This is a genomic window from Aliidiomarina maris (genome assembly GCF_003987335.1).
In the GTDB taxonomy this organism is placed as follows: domain Bacteria; phylum Pseudomonadota; class Gammaproteobacteria; order Enterobacterales; family Alteromonadaceae; genus Aliidiomarina; species Aliidiomarina maris.
The window spans coordinates 25719-41980 of the sequence record NZ_PIPK01000019.1 but is presented as its reverse complement, the minus strand read 5'-3'; the positions used below and the strand labels follow the sequence as shown (position 1 = coordinate 41980).

Below are 16262 nucleotides of genomic sequence, written 5' to 3'. Positions count from 1 at the left end.
CGATTCCACAATAATGCTGATGGGTGCTATTGTAAAAATTCATTGGGTCTTCTCCTTTTTGGTTTGGTCGCCTTCCAGTTTAGCCAAGCTGGCTAGACTGGGGAGAAGGCTCAATGAGTATCAAAGCGCAGCACTCGCGGCCTGTGGCCGCTGGGACGCCAACCCGCCGCGCGGCTTGTCGCCCGTATGCTTGGCGTTATGTGCTTATCTGAGCCTTCTGCCAGGTAGGGAACTCTAGAGGAAGGAGAGCCACGATGCTTATATCGGAACAAATAGCCAGCCATATTGCCATTTTCAAGAGTGCTGTTAGTGATTCACTCTCCTCGAGCTACAAGCGAACTTGGAACCGCTGTCTGCGGAACGGAGGCCCTCCACAAGAACCAGACTATGTTGCTGATCTATCGCTAGATTGGGTGTCGGATTTCGCCAAATTACTACAGATTATTCTGCATACGAAATTTTCGATCGGAATCACCGGGGTCTTTTGCCATCAGAAGCCGCTAGCAGATTATGGCAGCTCGCCAAGCCCAGAGATTGGTGATTTGCTAATTGTCTTGGAGTACCGGGAGCAAGGACTGAAGCCGCTTTTCAATTCGCTCTTGCTGCAGGCAAAGTCTTCTACAAGCTCTAGTTTTACGATTGGCTCTGGTGATTTACATCAACTTAAGCTGTACGAGGAATGGCCGAAATTCAGATACAAACGAGCTGCGATGATGAACGGACAAACGAGAGACATTCACCCAAAATGTCCAAACTCCGGCGGGAAATTTCTATTGGTAGATCCAAGCTATATTCACTGGGCTGACCTGCCAGGGCACTTTCCATATGGCTGTGCCGTTCCTAATAGATCCATTGTTCTTAGTAGAGAGTTTGCTGACGAGTTGATCCAGTTCTTGACGTTCAATTCAGGTAAGGCCATAAGCGACAGGAATTCAATTACGGAAGACTGGTCCAGGATGATTTGGGATTTGCTAGACATTACAAAAGGCAAGGTTGCAAAGCGGAGTCGATCGGGCCTAGCGAAAGGATTTGATCGGCAGACGGCTGCGGCTACGGATGGGTTCTATCGCTTCGAAGGAGAAAGTGGGAATGGTTATTTTGGTAGTCTGCAGGGAGGGCGCTCTAACGACGGTAATGACTATTCAAGCGATGATGGTGGGGGCGTTTCAACTATATACGTCGAGATTTCGGAACGTGAAATTGAGTAACGCACATAACAAACAGTTCCTGAGCGACAAAAATATGTCGCATGCCTTTTGCAGAAGACGCAAAAGCCACGCCAACATATTTTCGCGCCAGAACATGGGCGTTAGCTCAAAAAACTAAGGATTCTCATCTTGAAAATTAAATACCTCTTACTTACCTTGGTGGCTTTATTTGCTAATCCGCTACAAGCAGGCTCATTTGGTCCGTGTGATCTCGAACTCAATGTTGCAGGGTTTTCCTCATCAACCTGTGCAAAAAGCAAGCTTCCACTTGACTACGCGGGTAATGTTGAAGGTAGTGTCGAGCTGGCAATCCGAAAGTTTACTGTTGAAGAGTCGGTTCAGCGGCGTGGTCAGATATGGCTGATACATGGTGGGCCTGGCGAACCTGGAGCGGGATTTTATCCTTTTATCGAAGTGTTTCGTGCGGCTTTTGAAGGTTTCGATCTTATTGTGCCAGACCATCGTGGAACGGGTGAGTCGACTCGACTTTGTCCGGCTGAAGAATCTTTAGAGAGTGAGGCCGGCTATGCTATGGCAAACTCAGAGTGGGGGGCTTGCATCGGCTCCATGTTTGCAAATCCAGAACGAACAAAGGCATTTTCCATCACTAATGCTGCTAACGATTTAGCGGCGCTTATCGAACAATATCGTGAGCCAGGCGAGGTTTATGTATACGCGGTATCTTATGGTACTCAATTGACCTTGCGAATGATGCAAGTTTCGGAATCAAAGTTAGATGGTATTATTCTTGATGGGCTTATTCCGCCAGAGTCGATGCCGGAATGGGATCTAAGTTACCGAACCGCGCTTGTTGATGATGTTGGCCGATCGCTATTAAGTGAAAAAAGTATCGGGCAGTATCAACAGCTTTTAGCTTCTGAGACCAATGTTTGGCATGATGTGATTGGTTCGGGTGATATACGGCAGTTTATGGGAACGTTATTAAGTTTTCCTGAGTTACGTGAACGCATTCCTGATCTTATCGACGAACTGGTAGCAGGGCACACGGATTTACTGACCGATACCATGATAGAGCTTCGTGAAGCTCATCACCGTTTAGCGCCATACCCACAGTCCGAACCATCGATACCCTTGGTGATGCTCATCAGCGGCTCGGAGAATAATAGTCGGCGAAACCTGAGTGCTGAAACCGTAGCTGCCGAGGCCAAAGATGCTTTGTTTATCCATCCGTTACCTGGTTTGTTGGCGAGTGCTTCAGCGCCGTTTTACGACAGAGACAACTATTTTGGGCAGGTACCAGAACGTCTACCGCGGACTTTGATTATTCATGGAACCTTAGATCCGAGCACACCTTATAAAGGTGCCAAATTACATGCTGAGCTATTGGATAAGGCAGGGGATGTGCGGTTTTCAACCGTGATTGGTGGTGCACATTTTTTGCCTGTGGTCGCACCTGAGTGTTTCATTAAGGCAGCTTCAGCATTTGTTAGCACTGATGAGGTGCCGGAGCACTGCGATTCGTTATGAACACTTGATTGCTAACAAGTTACTGCACCGGAAAAATTACTCGCTGGCGCTCCCAATTTTCCGGTGAGTAAAGCGTTAACCCTTCTTCTCACTGCCTTGCATAACTCCGTCAATGACGTATAATTGTCGCCATGTATACAATCATCGAAACCCCTACATTCGAAGCGGATGCCAGAAATATTTGGACCGAGGAGGAGCGCAATGCGTTCTTCGGGTGGTTGGCCGCTAATCCGGAGATTGGTGATCTTATACCTGGCAGTGGAGGATGTAGAAAGGTTCGTTGGTCGATAGCGGGTTCAGGTAAGCGTGGTGGGGTGCGAGTTATCTACTTCACCAAGTTAGCAAATGGTGAGATCTGGTTGTTGGTGATCTACAAAAAAGCTGTTAGGGAAAACATACCCGCGCATATTTTGAAGTCGATTCGTGAGGTACTGGAAAATGAGTAACGAAACTTTGAGAGCAGAGGAGCTTGGTAACAAGTTGCTTCAGTCAGTCAAAGAAATGAAAGCGGGCAAAGTGGCCCGAGTGAGTCACGTGGAGCCTAATGAGGTTGCTGAAGCGCGGAGCAAAACTGGCCTGACGCAGGTTGAGTTTGCTGAGGTTTTGCATATTTCGCCTCGCACTTTGCAGGAATGGGAGCAAGGTCGACGCAAACCTTCGGGCCCTGCAAAAGCACTTATCGAGATTGCTTTCCGTCACCCCGAGGTAATTCGGGAAGATTTAGCGCTGAGGGGTTAACAAACAACTGCAGCGGATCTGTTTTGCTGCGCAGAAACGCCCGCTGAGTTGGGCGTTACGTTTGATAAGGAGTTAAGGTGCGGCGAATAGACCCAGAAGCTGTCAGGGAGCATTTTGAAAACTTATCAGATGAGCAGTTGCGCGCCCAAAATGAAGCTGATATTTCCCGCGCTGATGCAGAATACGAAGAATTCGTTGCTGCCTACCAGATAGGCGAGTGTTATTTATGCGGAAAGTCCTTTAAGACGATAAGTAAGTCATCTCCTTGTGTGCACTGGCTACTTCGTCAATGTAAGTTCAAGAAAAAAGATTTTCCCCTTGTATACGAGAAATTTGGCTACGTTCAAATTGCAGCTTTTGTAAGGTGGGTTGCAAATCAAGAACGTTTCTTAAGCTCCATTAATGACTTGGCTGACGAGAAAGGCGATAGAAAGATACTGGAGTACACAGTCAAGTGGAAAAATATCGAGTGGACCTTTGACTGCTCAAAAAATGATTATGAAGGTCATGGAGGAACGCATTCGAATTTTCCACATTTTCATTTTCAAATGAGAATTGATTCCAAGCCCTTCATTAACTTCGGAGACTTTCATATTCCCTTCTCAGAAGAAGATCTTTTTCATCTTGACCTTGCTCAAGCGCTACCTGATAGTTTCCACCATTGGTTTGGAAAAGGGGGCGTAGGAATGCAGGATGCAGCGGAAGTGTCGCCGGAGGATATAATCGAGTACACCGAGCACACTGACAATCATGACGAGGCAACTTATAGACTACAAACCATGATTATGGCGGGTGAAACTCCTTTTTCCGGCGAACAACTTCAGGCTATGTTTGAAGAGAGCAAGCGCACCGGAGCAACGCTTGCAAGCTTGGCTAGAAAGTACCTGCCAGACGCGGAATCTATAAATACGGTTGTGTCTCCGGCAGATTCCGTACCAACTATCGCTCGACGTAGCGAGAGGAAGCGACGGTAAACGTAACAAACCAAGGCAGTGGGACATATTTTGCTTCGCTGCGCTCAAAACGCAAAACATGCCCCTGCTTGGGGGCGTTAGCAGCCACTCCTTTCTAGCTATCTTGCCAAATGAGTAAAAAAGGAATAATTTATACTCATGAACATTTTCGAGTTTGATGACGAAAAAAGCCAGGCGAATCGCCATAAGCACGGCATTGACTTCCATGACGCTCAAGCGCTATGGGAAGACCAAGACTTACTTGAAGTTCGGGCAAAATCATCTGATGAACCTCGTTATCTGGTTATTGGTCTTATAGGAATGAAGCATTGGTCTGCTGTTATCACTTATCGAGGTGAGAAGATTCGTCTTATTTCGGTACGACGCTCGCGAAAGAGAGAGGTAGAGTTGTATGAAAGCTAAAGATTTTGACGCCAAGTTTGATGAAGGTGTAGATGACATTATTGATGATCTGGACGTCACGAGCGCACGGCGAGTAAACCAGGAAGCGAAGCGCATTAACGTAGATTTTCCCGCTTGGGTAGTTGAGTCGCTTGACCGCGAAGCTGCTCGAGTTGGAGTTACTCGACAATCAATTATTAAAGTTTGGCTGGTGGAGCGTTTGCGAGCTGAAGCTGCTAACAAGCCGCTCAAAAGTGACACCGCGAGCGGCGCACGTTAGCGCGGCGTTATGAATAGAGGAGTGTTCATGAGTAACTCAAAGCAAAAATCTTGGTTTAGAGTGGCAATCACCGAAATCTTGATTTACTGCCTTCCATTAGTTGCCCTTACATTTATAAACGTAGAAAAACGTGATTTTGCCTTAATGATCTCAAGCTTTGTTCTACTTACAGTGTTGTTTGTCGGTTATATTTTGCTCAAGAATTATCAGTGCAAGGAAAAATAATGATTTTAGATTGGCAACAAAAACTCATAACAAGGCGCATCAGTCGCGGCCTGCGGCCGCTGGGACGCAAAACCGCTGACGCGTTTTTCCGCCCCTGTGCTTTGCGTTATGTTTCCGGCAGCGCCGAGATCAAACCTAGGTGATCAACGAACGGAATGAAGTCTCGATCAATAAATAGCAGTGGCATTCGTCGTTCGATGCAGAAAGTCGCAATAATGACGTCAGTGGTTTTGCGGATGGTGATTCCTTTTTTACGGAGCGCACGATAATTTTCAGCACATTTTTCAGGCATACCTTCGCCAAACAATTCAAGCCTGCCCAAGGTCATCAGTGTCTGCTTGGTCAGGCGATATTCGCTGTCATTCCGGATGCCTTGAAGAATTTCCAGGAAAATCAAATCACCCATGGCGACGGTACCCGCGACAATTCCCGCATCCAGGGCATCCGTATGCGGGCTCTGGACGCCGTTAAGGTAGTCGATCCAGACACTGGTATCGACCAGAATCACTTACCGCCTCGCATCTCTTCCAGGTCACCTTCCCATTTCACTCGGCCGCGCAGTTTGCGAATTTCCTGTTGCTGGCTTCGTAAGACAAGCAGTTTAAGTCCTTGTTCTACAGCTTCTTTTTTAGTGCTGTACCCAGATGCTTTGAGGGCCGCCTCCATCAGGTTGTCGTCTATTACTATGTTGGTTCTCATAAATCACCTAGCTGTGTGTATGAATGGAGTATATGTACACACTCTAGCATGGGTTAAAAAACATAACAATCCGCAGCAATCGCTCCCTTTGGTCGCTGGGACAGCCAAAACGCTGCGCTTATTTGGCGGCACGTGTGCTTTGCGTTACAACATCATTTCTTCCGCTTTAGGTCGCGGTAGAAGTTTTCGTGTGACCCCAGGGCAATCAGTTCAAGGACAAGAGCACCATCATCAAAACTGTAACCCAGCAGCGTCAACTGCTTATTCATTTTGAACTTATGGACTCGCAGAAAGGCCAAATCCCCCTTCTTCTGCTCACCAATGTTGGGATTGGCCATTAAGTCCTTAACGGCCAAATCAAGGTCTTTTTTCTGGTTGGACTTGAGCTTCTTCACCGCTTTCTTGAATGTAGGGGTTTGTAATACACTGCTAGCCTTAACCAAAGTCGTAGGCCTCCAGCTTTCCGGCGTCTCGCTCGGCCTGCGCGATGATGGCTTGCCTTACAAACTCGTAGGGTAAGTCTGGGTTGTCTTCCATCATCTCGCCGATTTTTGCCCAATGCTCTATTTGTTTGGGCGGAGTTCGATTAAGCGCTTTGGCTATAATAGTAGCCTTCTCAATAAGTTTTTGATCTAAGCGAATGCTGTTCGTAGCCATTTGAACCTCCTAAGTTGAGTTTTCTAAATTGTAGCAATGTGCCACAATTGAAGCAAGTTGTAACAAGGCGCTGTTGTCGGACTGCTTTTCCGCTGACGCTACAAAGCAGCCGCAAAGCACGGCGTTAGAAGGTTCAGTTATGCACTATTCGCCTGTTAACCACAGTTGACAGGGTAATGTTCGTTAACTATAGTTCACACATGATTGAAATCCGAACAACAACAGCGTTCTCGAGATGGTTTAAGTCTCTCAAGGATCGCAGAGCGAAAGCGAGGATTCAGGCGCGTATCGATCGCGTTGAGATGGGGCATTTTGGGGACGTAGCACCAGTAGGTGATAGTATAAGCGAGCTTCGTATCTTCTACGGGCCAGGATACCGGGTCTACTTTGTTCAGAAGGGGCCTGTTGTTGTGATTTTACTTTCAGGTGGTGATAAAAGCTCTCAACAAGCAGATATCGCTAAAGCCAAAGAAATTGCGAAGCAATTAGAGGTATAGGCTATGAACGTTAAAACTAAACGTTGGGACTCAGCAGAACATCTTAAAACCCAAGAAGATGTCCAGCTTTATCTTGAGGCATGCATTGAAGAGGCCGGAGACGACCCGGCATTTATTGTTCATGCTTTAAGTGTTGTCGCTCGCGCGCAAAATATGAGTCAGCTTGCGAGGGATGCAGGACTGACACGGGAAGGGCTGTATAAGGCATTATCACCAGAAGGTAACCCTACCTTTGCTACTGTAGCTAAAGTTGCTAAAGCGCTTGGTCTGCAGTTAACCATTCAGGCGCCTGCTAATTCACCTTCTAACAATCAATTGCATGCGTCCGGTATAACCGGCGCATGAATTGGGCGTTATGTAACAGGATGAATTATGGAACTTTGTAAGTATTGTAAAGAAAAAGAAGCAATAAAAAACTCACACATAATACCTTCGTTTGTCTATGAGTGGATTAAAGTAACATCACCAACAGGCTATATGAGGACAACTGATGAACCAAATATTAGAAAGCAAGATGGTTTAAAGTCGGCTTTATTGTGCTTAGATTGCGAGCGGATTTTTTCAAAATTGGAAGACGTATTTAAAAAGGAGTATTTTTCAAAGGTAGCCAATTATCGAAAGTCATGTCCGGATGTATTGGATATATCCGTTGATACGATAAAATGCATTTATATCATGGCATGGAGAGCGTTGGCTTATGCTCTATATTTTCCAAAAGAAAATGAATATACAGACGTGGAGATATCGAGATTTCCTGTATTGTTGGACGAAATTAAAAACGCTATCGAAACAGGTGGTTTCACTAATTTTCGGACGCATGCGATACCATGCACTAAAGAAGTATTAACAACACTAAATCTGCCTAAAGTGCCATGGCATATGTATGAGAGATCTGTTACCGCAGAACCTAGAGTTTGGGATAACTGGGAGCGATTTGTATTATATATCCAAATACCTTTTAGTATCATTGTTTTTGAGATTGTACCTAATACGGATGACCCTTGGGTTGGAACTCAGCTAGAGAATGTAGACAAAATTGTATTGAATGATATTGAATCGGTACCTGACTACGTTGGTGCTCTTGTTAACCACTTCTATAAAGCTTTCGTTGATAGTAATGATGAAATCTCGGATGTTCAGCGGAAAAAGATGACAGAAGACATAGAAAAAGCAGATCCAAATTGTGGCTCGTTCAAGACAATGAAAAAAAGCTGGTAATGTTACATAACAAGCTGTTTAAGAGTGATTCGCAACGCGTGGCATTTTTACTATGCGTTGCGTTTAGTGTTTAAGGTGGTTTGCGGCGGCTTTGGTATTGCGTTGCTCACACCTTAACAGGGCGTTATCTGATCAATACAGTAAAGGAGTACTACTTTGCGGAAGGAACTTAGAGAGAAAATTGTTGAAGCATGCGACCACAAAATAGGTCAGAAAGGTGAGGGAGTCGGACTCTCCTTTTATGCGTTCTTCAAAAATAAAAATGACCAGCCAGAAGTTCTTATGGAGGCGGCTCGATGGTGGATTGAAACCCACAGACTAGATCACTTCGAAAAAGCATTAAAAATCAGGGGTATGGTAGTATCTGGTGTTTAATCGGACCTGCAAATCACATAGCAACCAGCTGTTGTCGCCCCTTAAGGGGCTGTGGTGGCGGCGTAGCGGCCACGCACCAAAGCTCAAATAGATAAGCTTATTACCCGCCAACTGCTGGCTATTCATCAGCCCTTGAATTAATTGGTTTTTAATTTACAGCAACTAAGTGAGAGTTTTGAAAAAATATCGCGTAGGGTTCCAGCGTCAAATGACGCTAATGGTTGTCATGACATTGAGTATGACTTTTTCAGTCACATTCGCACAGACAACAGATAATAGAATAGCTGAAGAACTGCAGGCTATCGTGTCGGAAGAACATGCAGACAGCGGCTTAGTCTCTCTGGGGGCGGCAATTTCCCAAAATCGTGTGCATCTGGCGACGGCGGTATCTGGTGAAAGAGAAACCGGAAGCGGTGTACCTGTCTCAGTCGATGACAAATGGCATATTGGCTCCGTCACTAAATCAATGACCGCCACCATGATAGCCCGCCTGGTGGAAAGAGGCGTGTTGCAATGGGATACCACAGTTGGTGATATCCTCACTGACAGCAGGGTACGACCTGAATGGCGGGACGCCACTTTGTCGCAGCTGCTCAATCACATTGGTGGCGCTAAAACTGATTTTCCCTGGCGGATTCAGTCGCTGCACCCAGAAGAAGGGGCAGAGCGCGATGCGCTACGCAAAGAAGAAGTCCTGAAAATACTAGAGAAAAGCCCCAGTTATCAGCCGGGCACTGATTTCGAGTATTCCAATGTTGGTTATACAATTGCTGCTGTATTGGCCACCACCCAAACTGGGAAAAGCTGGGAAGATCTCATGCGTGAAGAGGTGTTTCAGCCGCTGAGGTTGTCGAGCGGTGGCTTAGGTCCACCTGTCGATGAAAACGAAACGATGGAGCAACCACGAGGTCACAAAACCACTTGGTTTAGGGGCCCGAGAGCGGTAACCACCGACACGGATAACTCTCCTATCATGGGGCCCGCTGGCATGATTCACATGTCGCTCGAAGACTTATCTGCCTATGCGAATGAACATCTTTTGGGCAGTCAGGGTGAAAGCGAGCTTTTGAGTGCCCAAACCTTTGAACGACTTCACGAGCCCGGTATGGAAGACTATACCTATGGTTGGATTTTGGCGTTGAATAATTCATGGGCGAATGAGCACCAAGTGTTATATCACAACGGCTCTAACGGCTTTTGGTTTGCGCTGTTAGTGATTATTCCAGAGTTGCAAATCTCTATAGCCGTCACAACCAATGATGGTGATTTAAGGCCCGCCAGAAAAAGTGCTTGGAATATCGTCAGGCATATGACCGCTTTTTTAATCGAAAACCCCGATATCTGATCATCGGTCTGACGGTCCCCCAATAAAAAGATCCACAAGGACGATGAATTTGGGCATGATGAAGACCGTACGAGGACCATGCCATGAAATCAAAACGTTTTTCAGTCGAGCAGATTGTCTCTGCCATTAAACAGCACGAAGCCGGACTTTCAATCGCGGAAGTGTCCCGCAAAATGGGTATTGCGGAAGGTACCTTTTATGCGTGGAAGAAGAAGTACTCCGGTCTAGAATCTGATCAGGTGCGCGAGCTCAAGCAGCTACGTGAAGAGAATGAGAAACTTAAACGGATTGTTGCAGACTTAACACTCGACAAAGTGATGCTTCAGGATTTGAACACACGAAAGTGGTAAGCGTACCGCAGCGCCGTAAGGCGGTACGCCATTTGATGAGTCTGTATCGAGTCAGTGAGCGGCGCGCTTGTTCACTCACAAGGTTGAGTCGCACCGCTTGTCGATACAAACCTCGCTCAGAGCCTCAGGAGGCATTACGCCAGCGCATCGTGGAAATTGCTCGCACCCGAATCCGCTATGGCTATAAACGTATTCATGTGATGTTACAGCGAGAGGGTATTCACGTTAATAAGAAACGCGTACATCGCTTGTACTGCTTGGAGGGGCTGCAATTGCGCCCTAAGCGACCACGTCGCAACGTCAGTGGTGCGCATCGAAAACGTGATTATATCCCAAGCACAAGGCGAAATGAGGCATGGGCGATGGATTTTGTTGCCGATCAACTGGCTACGGGCAGTAAGTTTCGTATTTTAACCATCGTCGATACATTTACACGAGAATGCTTGGCTGCTGATATTGGAGTCCGTTTACGCTCAGAAAATGTGGTGGCAACGCTTACTCGGCTGTGTCGAGAAAGAGGGTCGCCAAAGCGTATTCATTGCGATAACGGCAGTGAATTTTCGGGGCAAATAACCGATCTTTGGGCGTACACCAATCAGGTAACATTGGCGTTTTCGAGGCCTGGGAAACCGACCGATAACGCCTATATAGAATCATTAAATGGAAGTTTTCGTGATGAATGCCTTAACTGTCACTGGTTCGAATCGCTAGCCGATGCTAGATTGAAAATTGAAGCGTGGCGAGATGACTATAACAAGAGTCGACCTCATCGGGCTTTAAATAACCTGCCACCCTTGCAGTTTGTGGCATCCATTAAAAATTGAACAGCTCAATTCATTCCGCGAGTGGTTCTAATAATGGGGGCCTGTCAGGTCTCCTCTTTTCATGACGGTTTTATGGTTCTATTCTTGGGGGAATGCCAGCGTACACCGGTATTTCGGGCGTTAAGTGCTTAATGCATGCATACAGCTTCATTTCAGCAATGTCGTGTAGTAAAGTGTTGGTGGTTAAATATTGAACGAGGTGGTTTATGACCTTATCAGCAGAAGCCCTCGAATCCGAGGCGCTTGCTCTTCCAAAAGAAGATAGAACTCGGTTGATCGTGCACCTTCTAGAGAGTATCGACGAGCGCCCTAGCCCAGATCCCCTGCGGGTGCAGCAAGCTTGGCTAAACGAAGCAAATCGCAGGTATCAGCTGTATCTTGATGGTGGCGAACAAACAGTCTCTTCTGAAGACGTATTTTCTGACCTACGGGCTGATGATCGTTGAAACCGGTACGTTTTCTTGGGTCTGCCCGTGAGGATATTCGGCGGGAAAAAAGCTATTACCGGAAAATCAATCCTGATTTAGCGATACAGTTTCAGAATGCTTTAGAAATCGCCGTTAACGCGGTCTCTATGCAACCATTTGCGATGCAAATTCTTGAAAATGAAATACGACGCTGGCCTCTAGAAACATTTCCTCATGGAGTGCTCTATCGAAATGAAGAGAGATTCGTCCTCATACTTGCAGTGTTTCATCCTAAACAAGCGCCGGAGCGATGGTTGAACCTGCCACGCACATAACAACACGGACCTGCGCTGCTGGAGTCAAATAGAGCGGCATTGGGTCTTTATGAATCGTTAGGGTTTTCTGTAACAAGAGAGGACTTAGGTCTTGTTGCAATGGTTAAGCCGCTAACAAGTTTAGGCAAGGGACGCGACTGACGTCGCGCCCATTCTGCAGGCTTTAAGCTTCAACATGAACATCCTGATACTAACCTACGGAACGCGCGGTGATGTGCAGCCATATATCGCATTGGGGCAAGGCTTAAAGCGGGCTGGTCACTGTATTACGTTAGCGACTAGCTCACGATTTAAAGAGGTTATCGAGCAAGCTGGGTTGCATTATGCTTTTATGAACGACGGCATGCTGGCTTTATTGGATGCCCCTGGAAACCAAGGCGTATTGGAAGACACAAACAACCTATTCCAAGTAGTGAAGCGCACCCTTGGTTTACTCAAGAAAATAGGCCCAATACAGCGCGCCCTCGTTGATGAGAGTTGGGAAGCAGCACTGCAGTCCAAGCCAGATATAATTGTGTTTCACCCCAAGGCCTTTACTGCCCCCGATATTTCTGAAAAACTCGGTGTTCCAGTTGTGCTGGCGCTTGTCGTGCCAGGGTTAGTACCTACTGCTGAATATCCGAATATGATGTTGCCGCGCCTGAGGTTGGGTGGATGGTATAACAAACTTTCCTACAGCGTTGTGAATCGATTGATTGGGTTGTCAGTGGCTAAGCACGTCCGAGCTTGGCGCAAGGCTCATCATCTACCGAAAGCCAAGCGCTTTAGCCTATTACATACCGCCGATGGCGCACCCATTCCTGTTATTCATGGCTTCAGTAGTTTGGTCGTACCAAGACCTGATGATTGGCCTCAAACTGCTAGTATCTGTGGTTACTGGCATACTGAAGATGACGGCCACTATCAACCCTCACCAGAGCTTTCAGCTTTCCTGAACGCCGGTCCACCGCCAGTGTATGTTGGTTTCGGCTCAATGACAGGTCGTGACCCTGAACGCCTAGCTGATATCGTCATTGAAGCACTTCAACGAGCCGGTGTGCGGGGTATTCTCGCAACGGGCTGGGGCGGTTTGAAAGTTAAGGCGTTGCCTAAGAATATTATTGCTGTTGACCAAGTGCCTCATTCGTGGCTGTTTTCTCGTGTGAGTGGGGTGGTGCACCACGGAGGCGCGGGGACTACGGCTGCTGCCTTACAGGCCGGTAAAGCGTCGGTTGTTATTCCGTTCTTTGGTGACCAGCCCTTTTGGGGGCATCGCGTACATACGTTGAAGGCCGGTGCCGCACCTATCCCATTGAAAAAGCTGACGGTGGAAAGACTTGCGGCAGGCATTAAAGAGATAACCACAAATCAAAAGATAATCGACCATGCTGCAGCGATCGGAGCGAAACTTCGCGAAGAGCGTGGCGTAGAGAATGCTGTTGCAGTGATTGAAAAACTTGCAGACAAGCATAACCAAGCATCGCAGCGGGCAAGCCGTTGAGTGAAGCGTTATTTGCGAGGAATTTTTTTGTGAAATTTATAATTTTGATATTACTTTTAGTTAGCAATGTGGCAGTAGCAAAGTCACCTCTGCAAGATTCATTTACTATTAGCTCTATGAACTTTGAAGAGCCTTGGGAACACTACAAGGCTGCAATATTTGCTGATGGCACCACTGTATTGATACTGCAAAATGAAGATGCTGCGGTAAAGTCATTTCAAATACACAACTCACCTAGTACATTTCAAGATCTAATCAGCACCTTAGATGAGTTTCAATTTACTAGATTTGAAGATGACTATGGCTGGATGAATGATGAAGAGAAAGATCCTAAATGCACTGAACTTCTAAGTGGTCATGTATACACACATGCTTCTCTTCAGTATGCAGGGCAAGAGAAAATTGTTTCTTATTATCATGGCTGCCAGGGCTTTTTTCGCGAGACAGAGTTAAAGTCACTATTGCGACATGTAAAAGACATTATGGGGCTCAGTGAGTTTGTTGGCACATAACAAATAGCGGTTGTCTTTCGCTGGCGCTCACTGGAACTCAGCATGCAGGCGAAGTCGCTCCACTCCAGCCTTTTGTTATGCTGCTTATCACTCCTGCACATGGGCCGTACATTCGCTAGAGCGGTCTCACTTTCATTTAAGGAGATTAATAATGCAAATATATAGAATGGCGGCAGTTCTTATCGTTCTGATGATTACTGGTTGCGCTTCGCCTCCAGAGGTAAAACAACTTTCGGTAAAGCAAATGGAATTGTTTGATACTGCCATATCAGCAGTATCAATACAGTCGGAAGCTTTGATGATGACAGCCGAAAGGTTAGTGACTGAAGCGAAGCAAAGAATTGATGCCGAAGAGCAAGACACTAGGTCTAGAATGACGGCGTTAGTTCAGCAAGGTGGGCTTGATAGTGAGCAGGCGTCAGAATTGACTAGAAGGATTTCTGAGCGATCCGCTCAGGCCATATTAGCGAAGCAACAATTAGACCGCGATTTGGCTTTGATTCGAACCAAGACAGTTGAATTAAACGGGTTTATAGCAAAAATGAAGGAAGTTCATGTTGCTTTAGACGCTTACATTCAATCAGAAAAGGCTGGCGAAATGGTGGTTAATGACGTTCTTAATCAACCATCAGTAAGAGCGTTGTTGAGCGGTGTCAATGAGCTAATGACAAGAATAGAAAGGAGTCAATCTGATCTAACAACATTATTGGGCGCGCTTTAAAGGAGGTGCATCATGGACAAGCAAGACCTTTTGAATAAAGTCTCAATGCTTAAGCAGGCCGCTGAGGACATGGATGAACCTGATAAAACTTTCAAGTTAGATGATGTGAGTCAAATGAAGATTGCTATTGAAAGCATGTCGATTTCAGATATTGCTCAAAAGATGCAACAGATTGATACCCCAAAAATACAAGAGATAGATGACAGCATTCAGTTAGCTTTGCAAGCTACAGCATCTCATTCACAGCGCGTTCATGCTTTTAATAAGGCTTACGGCGTTATTAAAGGGGCGATCAAGCTGGCAATTTAATTGCGTATAACAAAGCGCCGCGCCGCGTGGCAATCTGCTAACTAGGAACCAAATATGACCTTAAACTTGAAAGAAGTTGATGGTGTTCCAATCAAGTCTAAGCACCAAGCTAGCTGTCACTGTGGTTCTGTTGTGTTTGAACTTGATTTACCAGATGGCTTGGTTGAATTAAGACGCTGTGATTGTTCGCTGTGCCGGAGGCGCGGAGCGATAGCTGCCTCAATTCCTCTGTCTGGTATAAAAATTATAAAAGGTGAGAGCTCATTAAAGCTTTATCAGTTTAATACAAAAACTGCCAAGCATTATTTTTGTAGCAACTGCGGTATTTATACCCACCATCAGCGCAGATCTGACCCTAATCAGTATGGCTTTAATGTCGCTTGTCTTGAGGGGGTTAACCCTTTGAAGATACCCAGTGTACCAACCAATGATGGCGTGAATCATCCGGCAGATCTCCGATAATTGCGCGTAACAAGTCTCATAAGTACGCTCCTGCGGAGCTCGGAGAGTATTTAAACACTTAGCGTTTGCAGCCTTAATGAATCGCAGTTTGACCGTGTTTGTTTTTCTAACTATGGCGTTGCCAGCCCATAAGCGGGCAATACCTGCCTAGGAGGGGTAGTGGAAGATATCGAAAAAATCCTCAACTTCGTTGTCGAGATTGAAAAGCTGAAAGACATTTATCGAAAGACGAAGCCAGTGGGTCTTGAGCGATTCGAGAATTCGGCAGAACACAGTTGGCATGTATGCCTTACAGCATTGATGCTGAAGGACTATGCGAATGACGAGGTCGATATTAATCGTGTCGTTAAGATGCTTCTTATTCATGATCTTGGTGAATTTGATGCTGGTGACACTATTGTTTACGCAGGGCAGACAGACGAAGATAAAGCCAAGGAAGCGGCAGGTACTAGTCGGCTCTTAAACATGCTACCTGATGGCATGGCCGACGAGTTCTTAGAGTTATGGCATGAATTTGAAGCCGGGGAAACTGCGGATTCTCGCTTTGCGAAAGCTATAGATAGGGTGCCGCCTTTACTTCATAACATTCATGGTGACGGTCACAGCTGGAAAACACATGGTGTCACAAAGGAAAAGGTGTTTTCAGTGAACCAACGAATCTCCTTAGGCAGTAAAGAGCTGTGGTCGGTTCTGCGAAATAAGTTAGAGGATGCGGTGAACGCTGGCATTCTTAAGTAAGGCATTTAACTAGGCGTATTGCAGCAGACAACCGCGGAA

General features: G+C 46.2%; 27 protein-coding genes. 23 read left to right on the top strand and 4 right to left on the bottom strand.

The genetic code is table 11. The features are described from left to right. The 9 genes from CWE07_RS14440 to CWE07_RS13795 all read left to right on the top strand — a co-directional run. A partial coding sequence (locus CWE07_RS14440; protein WP_206750624.1) for a hypothetical protein occupies window positions 1–238 on the top strand: 238 nt, incomplete at its 5' end. Window positions 239–254: 16 nt separating this feature from the next. Next, window positions 255–1208, top strand: coding sequence for a hypothetical protein (locus CWE07_RS13830; protein ID WP_111570524.1), 954 nt, complete (start codon window positions 255–257; stop codon window positions 1206–1208). 129 nt (window positions 1209–1337) lie between these two features. Further along, window positions 1338–2696, top strand: coding sequence for an alpha/beta hydrolase (locus CWE07_RS13825; RefSeq protein WP_198679931.1), 1359 nt, complete (start codon window positions 1338–1340; stop codon window positions 2694–2696). Window positions 2697–2827: 131 nt separating this feature from the next. Next, window positions 2828–3142, top strand: a complete 315-nt coding sequence (locus CWE07_RS13820; RefSeq protein ID WP_111570522.1) for a transcriptional regulator — start codon at window positions 2828–2830, stop codon at window positions 3140–3142. After that, window positions 3135–3434 (top strand): helix-turn-helix domain-containing protein, encoded by a 300-nt coding sequence (locus CWE07_RS13815; RefSeq protein ID WP_111570521.1) that lies wholly within the window; start codon window positions 3135–3137, stop codon window positions 3432–3434. The genes CWE07_RS13820 and CWE07_RS13815 overlap by 8 nt, the downstream gene beginning before the upstream one ends. Before the next feature lie 77 nt (window positions 3435–3511). Next, the gene (locus CWE07_RS13810) at window positions 3512–4408 is read left to right on the top strand and encodes a hypothetical protein (RefSeq protein ID WP_111570520.1); all 897 of its coding nucleotides are present in this window, start codon (window positions 3512–3514) and stop codon (window positions 4406–4408) included. A 138-nt stretch (window positions 4409–4546) separates the two neighbouring features. Next, complete coding sequence (locus CWE07_RS13805) at window positions 4547–4810, top strand: BrnT family toxin (RefSeq protein WP_111570519.1); 264 nt, start codon at window positions 4547–4549, stop codon at window positions 4808–4810. Continuing rightward, the gene (gene brnA / locus CWE07_RS13800; RefSeq protein WP_111570518.1) at window positions 4800–5069 is read left to right on the top strand and encodes a type II toxin-antitoxin system BrnA family antitoxin; all 270 of its coding nucleotides are present in this window, start codon (window positions 4800–4802) and stop codon (window positions 5067–5069) included. The genes CWE07_RS13805 and brnA overlap by 11 nt, the downstream gene beginning before the upstream one ends. 27 nt (window positions 5070–5096) lie before the next feature. Continuing rightward, window positions 5097–5294, top strand: a complete 198-nt coding sequence (locus tag CWE07_RS13795) for a hypothetical protein (RefSeq protein WP_111570517.1) — start codon at window positions 5097–5099, stop codon at window positions 5292–5294. Between the two features lie 106 nt (window positions 5295–5400). On the opposite strand, the gene vapC is transcribed toward CWE07_RS13795, so the two are convergent. The 4 genes from vapC to CWE07_RS13775 all read right to left on the bottom strand — a co-directional run bounded on the left by vapC (window position 5401) and on the right by CWE07_RS13775 (window position 6650). After that, a complete protein-coding gene (vapC, locus tag CWE07_RS13790) occupies window positions 5401–5802 on the bottom strand; it encodes a type II toxin-antitoxin system VapC family toxin (protein ID WP_111570516.1) in 402 nt (133 codons plus the stop codon). Continuing rightward, the gene (locus tag CWE07_RS13785) at window positions 5799–5993 is read right to left on the bottom strand and encodes a type II toxin-antitoxin system VapB family antitoxin (protein WP_093479021.1); all 195 of its coding nucleotides are present in this window, start codon (window positions 5991–5993) and stop codon (window positions 5799–5801) included. The genes vapC and CWE07_RS13785 overlap by 4 nt, the downstream gene beginning before the upstream one ends. A 152-nt stretch (window positions 5994–6145) precedes the next feature. Further along, complete coding sequence (locus CWE07_RS13780; RefSeq protein WP_111570515.1) at window positions 6146–6436, bottom strand: type II toxin-antitoxin system RelE/ParE family toxin; 291 nt, start codon at window positions 6434–6436, stop codon at window positions 6146–6148. Then, entirely contained in the window at window positions 6429–6650 is a 222-nt protein-coding gene (locus CWE07_RS13775; RefSeq protein ID WP_062373131.1) for a TA system antitoxin ParD family protein, read from the bottom strand. The genes CWE07_RS13780 and CWE07_RS13775 overlap by 8 nt, the downstream gene beginning before the upstream one ends. A 200-nt stretch (window positions 6651–6850) precedes the next feature. Between CWE07_RS13775 and CWE07_RS13770 the strand changes: the two genes are divergently transcribed. From CWE07_RS13770 to CWE07_RS13700, 14 genes are all read left to right on the top strand, one after another. Further along, window positions 6851–7147 (top strand): type II toxin-antitoxin system RelE/ParE family toxin, encoded by a 297-nt coding sequence (locus tag CWE07_RS13770; protein ID WP_111570514.1) that lies wholly within the window; start codon window positions 6851–6853, stop codon window positions 7145–7147. A 3-nt stretch (window positions 7148–7150) separates the two neighbouring features. Next, a complete protein-coding gene (locus CWE07_RS13765) occupies window positions 7151–7492 on the top strand; it encodes an addiction module antidote protein (RefSeq protein ID WP_111570513.1) in 342 nt (113 codons plus the stop codon). A 27-nt stretch (window positions 7493–7519) separates the two neighbouring features. Beyond that, a complete protein-coding gene (locus tag CWE07_RS13760) occupies window positions 7520–8365 on the top strand; it encodes a hypothetical protein (protein ID WP_111570512.1) in 846 nt (281 codons plus the stop codon). 156 nt (window positions 8366–8521) lie between these two features. Beyond that, window positions 8522–8740, top strand: coding sequence for a DUF6500 family protein (locus tag CWE07_RS13750; protein WP_111570511.1), 219 nt, complete (start codon window positions 8522–8524; stop codon window positions 8738–8740). Between the two features lie 175 nt (window positions 8741–8915). Further along, a complete protein-coding gene (locus CWE07_RS13745) occupies window positions 8916–10085 on the top strand; it encodes a serine hydrolase domain-containing protein (protein WP_126819023.1) in 1170 nt (389 codons plus the stop codon). Between the two features lie 83 nt (window positions 10086–10168). Continuing rightward, a protein-coding gene (locus CWE07_RS13740) for an IS3 family transposase (protein WP_198679930.1) occupies window positions 10169–11259 on the top strand; the annotation gives its coding sequence in 2 pieces (ribosomal slippage) (window positions 10169–10418 and window positions 10418–11259; 1092 coding nt in all). Between the two features lie 206 nt (window positions 11260–11465). Then, window positions 11466–11705, top strand: coding sequence for an addiction module protein (locus CWE07_RS13735; RefSeq protein ID WP_111570509.1), 240 nt, complete (start codon window positions 11466–11468; stop codon window positions 11703–11705). Next, window positions 11702–12001 carry a type II toxin-antitoxin system RelE/ParE family toxin gene (locus CWE07_RS13730; protein ID WP_111570508.1) on the top strand — a complete coding sequence of 100 codons (300 nt, stop codon included), beginning with the start codon at window positions 11702–11704 and terminating at the stop codon, window positions 11999–12001. Before CWE07_RS13735 ends, CWE07_RS13730 begins: the two co-directional genes overlap by 4 nt. Before the next feature lie 175 nt (window positions 12002–12176). Next, window positions 12177–13481 (top strand): glycosyltransferase, encoded by a 1305-nt coding sequence (locus CWE07_RS13725; protein ID WP_111570507.1) that lies wholly within the window; start codon window positions 12177–12179, stop codon window positions 13479–13481. 29 nt (window positions 13482–13510) lie between these two features. After that, window positions 13511–13993, top strand: a complete 483-nt coding sequence (locus tag CWE07_RS13720; RefSeq protein ID WP_111570506.1) for a hypothetical protein — start codon at window positions 13511–13513, stop codon at window positions 13991–13993. A 151-nt stretch (window positions 13994–14144) separates the two neighbouring features. Then, window positions 14145–14714, top strand: coding sequence for a hypothetical protein (locus CWE07_RS13715; protein ID WP_111570505.1), 570 nt, complete (start codon window positions 14145–14147; stop codon window positions 14712–14714). Window positions 14715–14726: 12 nt separating this feature from the next. Then, window positions 14727–15023, top strand: coding sequence for a hypothetical protein (locus CWE07_RS13710; protein ID WP_111570504.1), 297 nt, complete (start codon window positions 14727–14729; stop codon window positions 15021–15023). Between the two features lie 54 nt (window positions 15024–15077). Continuing rightward, a complete protein-coding gene (locus CWE07_RS13705) occupies window positions 15078–15485 on the top strand; it encodes a GFA family protein (protein ID WP_111570503.1) in 408 nt (135 codons plus the stop codon). Window positions 15486–15644: 159 nt separating this feature from the next. Then, window positions 15645–16223, top strand: coding sequence for an HD domain-containing protein (locus CWE07_RS13700; protein WP_111570502.1), 579 nt, complete (start codon window positions 15645–15647; stop codon window positions 16221–16223). Window positions 16224–16262 lie beyond the last annotated feature (39 nt).

Coding starts and splice junctions, on each gene's coding strand:
- CWE07_RS13760 (WP_111570512.1), top strand. CDS start 7,520: ATGGAACTTTGTAAGTATTGTAAAGAAAAAGAAGCAATAAAAAACTCA.
- CWE07_RS13765 (WP_111570513.1), top strand. CDS start 7,151: ATGAACGTTAAAACTAAACGTTGGGACTCAGCAGAACATCTTAAAACC.
- CWE07_RS13805 (WP_111570519.1), top strand. CDS start 4,547: ATGAACATTTTCGAGTTTGATGACGAAAAAAGCCAGGCGAATCGCCAT.
- CWE07_RS13710 (WP_111570504.1), top strand. CDS start 14,727: ATGGACAAGCAAGACCTTTTGAATAAAGTCTCAATGCTTAAGCAGGCC.
- CWE07_RS13785 (WP_093479021.1), bottom strand. CDS start 5,993: ATGAGAACCAACATAGTAATAGACGACAACCTGATGGAGGCGGCCCTC.
- CWE07_RS13715 (WP_111570505.1), top strand. CDS start 14,145: ATGCAAATATATAGAATGGCGGCAGTTCTTATCGTTCTGATGATTACT.
- CWE07_RS13775 (WP_062373131.1), bottom strand. CDS start 6,650: ATGGCTACGAACAGCATTCGCTTAGATCAAAAACTTATTGAGAAGGCT.
- CWE07_RS13735 (WP_111570509.1), top strand. CDS start 11,466: ATGACCTTATCAGCAGAAGCCCTCGAATCCGAGGCGCTTGCTCTTCCA.
- CWE07_RS13830 (WP_111570524.1), top strand. CDS start 255: ATGCTTATATCGGAACAAATAGCCAGCCATATTGCCATTTTCAAGAGT.
- CWE07_RS13770 (WP_111570514.1), top strand. CDS start 6,851: ATGATTGAAATCCGAACAACAACAGCGTTCTCGAGATGGTTTAAGTCT.
- CWE07_RS13795 (WP_111570517.1), top strand. CDS start 5,097: ATGAGTAACTCAAAGCAAAAATCTTGGTTTAGAGTGGCAATCACCGAA.
- CWE07_RS13815 (WP_111570521.1), top strand. CDS start 3,135: ATGAGTAACGAAACTTTGAGAGCAGAGGAGCTTGGTAACAAGTTGCTT.
- CWE07_RS13820 (WP_111570522.1), top strand. CDS start 2,828: ATGTATACAATCATCGAAACCCCTACATTCGAAGCGGATGCCAGAAAT.
- brnA (WP_111570518.1), top strand. CDS start 4,800: ATGAAAGCTAAAGATTTTGACGCCAAGTTTGATGAAGGTGTAGATGAC.
- CWE07_RS13725 (WP_111570507.1), top strand. CDS start 12,177: ATGAACATCCTGATACTAACCTACGGAACGCGCGGTGATGTGCAGCCA.
- CWE07_RS13705 (WP_111570503.1), top strand. CDS start 15,078: ATGACCTTAAACTTGAAAGAAGTTGATGGTGTTCCAATCAAGTCTAAG.